The sequence below is a fragment of the Flavonifractor sp. An52 genome (assembly GCF_002159385.1).
GTDB classification, from domain to species: domain Bacteria; phylum Bacillota; class Clostridia; order Oscillospirales; family Oscillospiraceae; genus Flavonifractor; species Flavonifractor avicola.
In genome coordinates, this window is record NZ_NFIB01000019.1 from 51,385 (window position 1) to 57,781 (window position 6,397).

At 56.7% G+C, this 6,397-nt stretch carries 8 protein-coding genes; 4 read left to right on the forward strand and 4 right to left on the reverse strand.

The features are described from left to right. Nucleotides 1–282 precede the first annotated feature (282 nt). From B5G06_RS08875 to B5G06_RS08890, 4 genes are all read left to right on the forward strand, one after another. Nucleotides 283–963, forward strand: coding sequence for a TVP38/TMEM64 family protein (locus B5G06_RS08875; RefSeq protein ID WP_242955422.1), 681 nt, complete (start codon nt 283–285; stop codon nt 961–963). Then, nucleotides 960–1,610 carry a lysoplasmalogenase family protein gene (locus B5G06_RS08880; protein ID WP_087188723.1) on the forward strand — a complete coding sequence of 217 codons (651 nt, stop codon included), beginning with the start codon at nt 960–962 and terminating at the stop codon, nt 1,608–1,610. Before B5G06_RS08875 ends, B5G06_RS08880 begins: the two co-directional genes overlap by 4 nt. Nucleotides 1,611–1,614: 4 nt before the next feature. After that, nucleotides 1,615–2,265 carry a TIGR01906 family membrane protein gene (locus tag B5G06_RS08885; protein WP_087188724.1) on the forward strand — a complete coding sequence of 217 codons (651 nt, stop codon included), beginning with the start codon at nt 1,615–1,617 and terminating at the stop codon, nt 2,263–2,265. Between the two features lie 116 nt (nt 2,266–2,381). Next, nucleotides 2,382–3,215 carry a hypothetical protein gene (locus B5G06_RS08890; RefSeq protein WP_087188725.1) on the forward strand — a complete coding sequence of 278 codons (834 nt, stop codon included), beginning with the start codon at nt 2,382–2,384 and terminating at the stop codon, nt 3,213–3,215. Nucleotides 3,216–3,432: 217 nt separating this feature from the next. On the opposite strand, the gene B5G06_RS08895 is transcribed toward B5G06_RS08890, so the two are convergent. From B5G06_RS08895 to B5G06_RS08910, 4 genes are all read right to left on the reverse strand, one after another. Further along, on the reverse strand, nt 3,433–3,615 hold the full coding sequence (locus B5G06_RS08895; RefSeq protein ID WP_087188726.1) for a hypothetical protein: 183 nt from the start codon (nt 3,613–3,615) through the stop codon (nt 3,433–3,435). 8 nt (nt 3,616–3,623) lie between these two features. Further along, on the reverse strand, nt 3,624–4,109 hold the full coding sequence (locus B5G06_RS08900; protein WP_087188727.1) for a hypothetical protein: 486 nt from the start codon (nt 4,107–4,109) through the stop codon (nt 3,624–3,626). 148 nt (nt 4,110–4,257) lie between these two features. Next, a complete protein-coding gene (locus B5G06_RS08905) occupies nt 4,258–4,887 on the reverse strand; it encodes a TetR/AcrR family transcriptional regulator (RefSeq protein WP_087188728.1) in 630 nt (209 codons plus the stop codon). A 96-nt stretch (nt 4,888–4,983) separates the two neighbouring features. After that, the coding region (locus B5G06_RS08910; protein ID WP_143382730.1) for an NCS2 family permease at nt 4,984–6,397 on the reverse strand (1,414 nt) is incomplete at its 5' end.

Sequence of the window (6,397 nt, forward strand, 5' to 3'; positions counted from 1 at the left end):
CTCTTGTTCTTTACCAGACTTGCGCGTATACTAAGCACAGATCAAACAACAGACGGGGAGGTGAAGCAATATTATGTACAATGATGTGGATGAGCTGATTTTTGGCAGCAATGAGCAAGTTGTCTCCAGCGAGCGATAAGTCCTTTCCACCAACGGACAAGAACCACACCTTCGGGTGTGGATTTTTGCGTTTTGCGGGAAAATTTAAGAAATTTTAATGACAGTCTGCCGTAACATATGGTAGCCTATAGAACAGAACACAGAAAGACGAGGCGACGCGCTTTGAAGAATTCCCGAAAATGGCTTCCGGCCCTGCTGCTGGCCATCCTCCTGCTGGGCGGCAGCGGACTGCTGCTCTGGAAAACCGGCTTTTTCTCCTCGCTGGGCTCGCTGGACGCCATGCGGGCCTATATCGCCCGTTTTGCACCCTTTTCTCATCTGTTCTATTTTGTGATCCAGCTGCTGGGCGTGGTGGTGGCTCCCATTCCCAGCAACATTACCGCTCTGGCCGGCGCCCTGCTCTTTGGCACCTGGCCCGCTTTCCTGCTCACTTGGGCCGCTGTTGTTGTAGGCTCTACTTTGGTATTCTGGTTAGCTCGGGTGCTGGGGCAGCGGTTTGTGGACCGCTTGGTCAGCCAGAAGGTATCGGAAAAATATCTGGACATCATCCGCCGCAAGCGGGATGTGTTTCTTTTTCTTGCCTTCCTCTTCCCCTTCTTCCCCGACGATCTGCTGTGCATCCTGGCCGGTCTCACCGATATCCCCCTGAAACGATTCTGCGTTCTGGTGCTGGTAGCCCGGCCCTGGGGCCTGCTGGTGTCCTGTCTGGTGGGCGGCTCAGTGCTGGCCATCCCCTATTGGGCCATGGCTCTGCTGGGAGCTGCGGGCCTGGCCATCTTCCTGATCTGTATGAAATATGGCGACCGCTGGGAGCAGAAGCTGCTGGAGCGCTTTAAGAAATGAAGCGTATTCTATGGTTTCCGCTGCTGGAGGGCTGTCTCTACCTGATCTTTCTCTGGCTGGACCTGTTTCGGCCGGACAGCGGATGGGATATTCCAATCAAATATCTCTCCATCCTGCTATGTTTCTGTTTTGTCCTTTGGGCCGGACAGGGACGGGACGGTTTGCTGATGAAAATTGCCCTGGGCTTTACCCTGCTGGCCGACCTGTTCCTGCTGGTACTGGACCGTTGGTATCTGGCAGGGGTAGCCTGCTTCTGCGTCGTGCAGCTGCTCTATTTGACCCGCATCGCCAAACTGCGACCGGAAAAGCTGCCTCTGCGGCTAGCCCTGCGGGGCTTGCTGGTCGTCGCCGCCCTGATAACAGCCTGGCGGCTGGGAGCGCTGGACGGTCTGACTGCTCTCTCCCTCTTCTATTTCTCCCAGCTTGTTTGCAATGCCCTGGAAAGTCTCAGCCTGGGCACCCCCTTCCGGGGCTTTTCCCTGGGGCTGTTTCTCTTTGTGGGCTGCGATCTCTGCGTGGGGCTGCAAAACCTGTCCGCCTGGTTCCCGGCGGCAGGCGGTCCCCTGGTGGAATTTGCCCGGGTGGGGATGTGGCTGTTCTATCTGCCCTCCCAGGTTTTGATCTCTCTGTCTGTCAAAAGGAAGTGATCCCATGCGGCTGCCCAAAGCAGTTACCGCTCTGGCCGCTCTGCTGCTGGCCCTGCTGATTCTCAGTTTTTCCATCGCGGTCCCCATTCTGTTCCGTCCGTTCTACTACATCCAGATCGATATGCTGGATCTGCCTGAGCGTACCGGCTGGTCGGAGGAAACCATCCGGGAGGCTTACGACGAGGTTCTGGATTTCTGCGTCTTTGGCAAACCCTTCGGCACCGGTCAGCTGGCCTGGTCCCAATCCGGCTACAGTCATTTTGCCGATGTACGGGAGCTGTTCCTGCTAGACTTCTGGGTACTGGGCATCAGCGCCGCCGCCTGCCTGCTCCTTTTGATTCTCCGGCTTGGAAAACAATGGGTCTACAAACCGCTGCTGGGGCACGGCCCCGGCTTTTGGGCCGGCGTAACCGCCGGTGGGCTTGTGCTGATACTGGCCGGACTGGCCGCTCTGGATTTTAACCGGGCCTTTGTGATCTTCCACGCCATTTTCTTCCCCGGCAAGGACAACTGGATCTTCGATTCCGCCACCGACCAGATCATCCTGGTTATGCCGGAGGAGTTTTTCTGCAACTGCGCCATCCTTATTGGGGTGGTACTCCTGACCTGCTGTACCGTCCTGATCCTCACCGACCTTCTGCGCAGAAAGAAATAAGGTACAGGCCCGCCGCGTGTAAACGGCGGGCCTTTTGCTCCGCACCAACCGGCCGGGCAAACATAGAATGGAGCGGAAGGGAACTATCCCTCCAATATCTGCTAGGAGGTATTGCAATGCCCGACAAGATGATGCCCGGTCCGGTCCAGGATGCGGCCTGCATCCGGGAGGCCGTATGCATACACACGAAAAAGATCTACGATTCCTGCAAGGATAAGGATTGTATCGAAGATCTGCGTTTCTATCCCACCCAGAGTTCCCAGGCGGCCATTGAGCGCGCCGTCAGCATCAAGGCCGGCAAGGCCGAGCTGCTCTATGTGTACATCGATGTGGAGCCGGTTGGATTCAACCGGGGCTTCTACACCGTTGACGTGCGCTACTTCTACCGGGTCACCGCCGACGCCTTTGTGGGCGCTGCCCGGCCTGTGGAGGTCAGCGGCCTGTGCGTCTTTGACAAGCGGGTGATCCTGTTCGGCAGCGAAGGCACCGCCAAGATCTTCTCCTCTCAGACCTCGCTGGAGGGTCTGGATGAGCAGATGCTCCGCCAGAGCAACCTGCCTACCGCCGTGGTGGAGGTGGTGGACCCCATCGTCCTCAACATGAAGCTGGTAGATGTGTGCGAGTGCCACTCCTGTGACTGCGAGCTGTCCGACGTGCCCCCCTGTATCTGTGGCTGTTTCAACAGCGAGCTGTGCTGCGGCAGCCAGGGCAAGCGGATCTATGTCACCCTGGGCCAGTTCTCCATCATCCGGCTGGAGCGGGATTCCCAGCTGCTTATGCCGGTGTACGACTACTGTATGCCCGAGAAGGAATGCGCCTGCGGCGGCGGCGAGGAGGACCCCTGCGAGATCTTCCGCCATGTGAAGTTCCCCGTCAACGAGTTCTTCCCCCCCAGCAGCCCCACCCCCGGCGGCGACTGCCATCCCCAGCTGAAGAGCTGCTGCTCCTGACCTTTGCCCCACCCCTCCGTACCAGCTATCCCGGACCCGGCCAGCAAGCCGGGTCCGGGATGGTTTTGCCTCCATTGTCTGGATGAACTGGAGGGAGGAGAGCCATCATGATGGAGACTCATATTCCGGTATTCTGACGCTGCACAAACACCCCCTGACCTGCCCGTTGAACTGGTGCAGGTCAGGGGGTGTTTTATTGATTGGGCTTTTGTGGATATCAGCGATCCTCCCGGTCCTCCTGCTCTGGTGGAAGGGGATGCCACGCCGGCGGCTCCTCTTTCCGGTGAAACAGCCGCCTGATCCGCTCCAGAATGGCTTCCACAAAGTGAAACCACAGATTTCCCAAAATAACGATAACCAAAAGCACCAATACAACGGCGCCAATCTCCATCAGGGGCATGGGACGCCTCACTTGGTGGCAAAGCGGTTGAGGAAGAAGTCGGTAAAGGCCTTCAGTTCCTCCTCCTGGGACACATAGACGTACAGGCTTTCATCCTCCAGCCAGTCGTAGGCGTTGATCCCGATGTAGCTTCTCTTGTCCGGATAGATGATAAAGGCGTCGGTGGGATACTTGTTCCGGTAGGCCTTCAGGATCTCAGCGCGGCGGTAATAGGTGGGGTCCCCGCAGCCGGACAGATCAGGTACGGTAGGCACCACTACGATGGTCTGACTAGCCTCGTTCCAGCCCACGATCAGGTTTCCGATTTTGGTCTTGCTGCCGTGGACAAAGCCGTAATTGAACCGGCTCACATCCTCGGTATAGCCGAAAATCAATTTGTATTCATCTCCGTTTTCCACCACCTGATTAAACAACACCCGCATCTTTTTTGCGTTGGCATTGCTCTTCTCCATATCTACCTCAGGTCCCTTGAACAATTTGCTGAACAATCCCATAACTGTTTCCTCCTGCACATTTTATTTTGAGACGGCTCCGCCGTCAGCCTGGCAAAATAAAGATATTTTTATATTTTTGTGTTTATTAAGCTTATAAAACAGTCCGTCTGAACAGAAGGCCAAATGGTTCCGCTCAGACGGACAGGTGTTACACACCGTCTGCCGGCGCTTCGTGCTTGAATTGCTCCAGGCAGTCCACAATGGCATTGATCTGAAACGCAATGGTCTGCTGGGCCGCTTCCGGGGCAAAGAGGGGCAGCGTTTCCGGTATGGCCCGGCAAATGATCATGGCAGACAGACTCAGGTTGGTAAAAAGCCCGATTCTGGCCGGGTCTGCTTTGACCCCGAAACACTCCAACAGGCTGCCGAACAGCGCCCTCTGCTTGTCCCGAAAGGTCCGATAGCTTTCTTCCGACAGTCTCCGGAAAATCAGCCGCTGCTCCTCTACAGACAACACCGCGATGCCGTTTTTTTCACCATAGCAGCAGGTGTATAAGAACTGCCGGACACCCTCCCGCCAGCTCAGCCCAGGATCGTCCATCAGACTTTGGGCATAGGCAATGAGCTTTGGCTGCTGGAGATAGAGCATCTCCACAATCAGATCCTCCTTGGTGGGGAAGAAGGAATAGAAAAAGGTCCTGGAGATCCCCACCGCCGTATAGATCTGTTCCACTGTGGTGTGCTGGATTCCCTGCCTCGTCATCAGCTCCAGTCCCGTGGTAACCAGCGCCTGACGAATCTGCTTTCGTTCCTCCTCAGAGTAGGCGACTTTCGGCATTCCGCACCTCCCAGATAAAAACAACTTTTTATCTTTATCTTTATTTTATCATATCCCAACTGGATGTACAAGAAAAAACGAATCCACCGCCCCGGCTTACAAATTTGCCAGCACATATTTCAGCGCAAAGATCACTGCGATACCGTAGGTAAAGGCGGAAACCTCTCTTCCCTTTCCACGCAGCATCTTGATGAGGCAATAGCTGATCAGGCCAAAGGCGATCCCGTCAGAAATGGAATAGGCAAAGGGCATGACCGCGATGGTGAGAAAGGCCGGAACAGCGCATTCCAGATCGTCCCATGGAATAGATGCAGCGCTGCGCATGGTAAGCACGCCTACGATGATCAGGGCAGGGGCCGTGGCTGCCGCAGGGATGATCCCAGCCACCGGCGCCAGAAACACCGAGCACAGGAACAGAACTCCTACCACCATGGAGCTCAGGCCGGTGCGTGCGCCTTCCGCAATGCCTGCCGCCGACTCGGCAAAGGTGCTAACTGTGGAGGTACCCACACAGGCCCCGCAGCAGGTAGCCAGAGCGTCGGCAACCAGAGCCCGCTCGCCCCGCTTTTCCGTCCCTTCCTTCAGCCCTACATTGGCAGACAGACCCACCAGCGCTCCCAGGGTATCAAAGCAGTCCACAATCGCGAAGCTGATGACCGCCGTCAGCAGCGGCAGAAGCCCTTTCTCCAGCACGCCCCCCAGATCCATCTGGAACAGGACTGGCGCCAGAGTAATGTGTTCCATGGTCACTGTCTCGGGAATCTGAGTCACACCCAATGGCAGGCCGACCAGAGTGGTGATTACAATCCCCAGCACCACCGCGCCCTTGACCCGGAAGGCCATCAGCACAGCGGTAAGCAGCAACCCTGCCAGCGCCAGCAGCCCCTGTACATTCCACACCCGCTGTCCGTCCACCAGGGTGGACAGCTGCAGTGCGGGCACCGTGCCGCTGAGGGTGATCACCTTTACATTGAGCAGTCCGATCAGCGCGATAAACAATCCGATTCCCGCCGAAATGGCGTGCTTCATAAAGTCGGGGATGGCACGAATCAGCTTTCCCCGCAGCGGCGAAAGGGTAAAGGCCAGAAAGAGCAAGCCGCTGAGCAGTACAATGGCCAGTCCCTCCTGCCAGGTATAGCCCATTCCCAAACATACCGTATAGGTAAAAAAGGCGTTCAGGCCCATTCCCGGCGCCTGCGCAAAGGGCAAATTGGCCAGCAGTCCGGTCAGAAAGCAGCCGATGGCCGCCGATACACAGGTGGCCACCAGCACCGGTCCCCAGAGGGACTCCGGCATAGCCGGGAAAAAGGGCTGGGCCTGAGTACCCACGTTGGCACACAGCGTATTGGGATTGACAAAAATAATGTAGGCCATGGCAAAAAAGGTGGTGATGGAATAGTCAAGAAAACCGCACACCCAACATGTCCGGTTATGCCACCTGCGTTTGTGCTGACAGCCACCGTCTCCGCTTGACCAGCGGAGGCAGATGATCCTCGTTGGCAGTGTTGCG

What these genes read in the sequence shown, in the direction of transcription:
- B5G06_RS08890 (WP_087188725.1), top strand. Translation starts at nt 2,382, where the DNA reads ATGCCCGACAAGATGATGCCCGGTCCGGTCCAGGATGCGGCCTGCATC.
- B5G06_RS08885 (WP_087188724.1), top strand. Translation starts at nt 1,615, where the DNA reads ATGCGGCTGCCCAAAGCAGTTACCGCTCTGGCCGCTCTGCTGCTGGCC.
- B5G06_RS08905 (WP_087188728.1), bottom strand. Translation starts at nt 4,887, where the DNA reads ATGCCGAAAGTCGCCTACTCTGAGGAGGAACGAAAGCAGATTCGTCAG.
- B5G06_RS08900 (WP_087188727.1), bottom strand. Translation starts at nt 4,109, where the DNA reads ATGGGATTGTTCAGCAAATTGTTCAAGGGACCTGAGGTAGATATGGAG.
- B5G06_RS08880 (WP_087188723.1), top strand. Translation starts at nt 960, where the DNA reads ATGAAGCGTATTCTATGGTTTCCGCTGCTGGAGGGCTGTCTCTACCTG.
- B5G06_RS08895 (WP_087188726.1), bottom strand. Translation starts at nt 3,615, where the DNA reads ATGCCCCTGATGGAGATTGGCGCCGTTGTATTGGTGCTTTTGGTTATC.